Source organism: Kineococcus auxinigenes (assembly GCF_050871525.1).
In the GTDB taxonomy this organism is placed as follows: Bacteria; Actinomycetota; Actinomycetes; order Actinomycetales; family Kineococcaceae; genus Kineococcus.
In genome coordinates, this window is sequence record NZ_JBKBCT010000173.1 from 1 (window position 1) to 598 (window position 598).

1 protein-coding gene is annotated in these 598 nt (G+C 50.8%); it reads right to left on the reverse strand.

Features of this window, described 5'->3' with window-relative positions:
* Positions 1 to 59 precede the first annotated feature (59 nt).
* Positions 60 to 598, reverse strand: a 539-nt coding sequence (locus ACRYR9_RS19870; RefSeq protein ID WP_432540241.1) for a hypothetical protein, incomplete at its 5' end; no start/stop codon positions are given.

The following is a 598-nucleotide window of genomic DNA, read 5'->3' on the forward strand; positions in this document are numbered from 1 at the left end:
GAGCGTAGGAATGACCACTGATAGACCAGTCGGCCTCACAGAAGAATTGAATTGCATGATCAGTTGAAGAACGGGAGCTCACGCATGTAGGTTGATCCGGCTGCCCAGGTGAGGAGGATGACAACGTTCATAGCCGATAGGGCAATGAATTGACTCCCCGAGTTCGTGTAGGGGGTGAGCGACGGGCTGAGCGTTAAAAACAAGATGACTGGGTACATACCGTAAATGAAGCGATACCCAAAATAAGGCAACGTGAGAAACGGCACGCAGATAATGGCTAGCCGAAGCGAAATGACATAAGTCTTGTCAGACAAGATATTGCTGGTTCTTACTCCGTTTCGGCGAAACAGGATCGGAGCCAGCAATGCGGAAACAACGCAGGAAAAGGAAAGGATGCGAATCCAAAGCTCGCTGCTTTCGTGCATCGTGTACTTGTTGATCTCGTACAGAAAGCGTGAAACAAAAGGCAGCTCAATGGAGCTGTGCAGAGAGTGGACGGTGAGCAGAATCAGCCCTGCCATTAACGGCAGGAAGACCTTCCAGTTCTGTCGCGCCAGAAAGTACCCGAGCAATACCAGGCCGGCGCTTGTATGAAAGG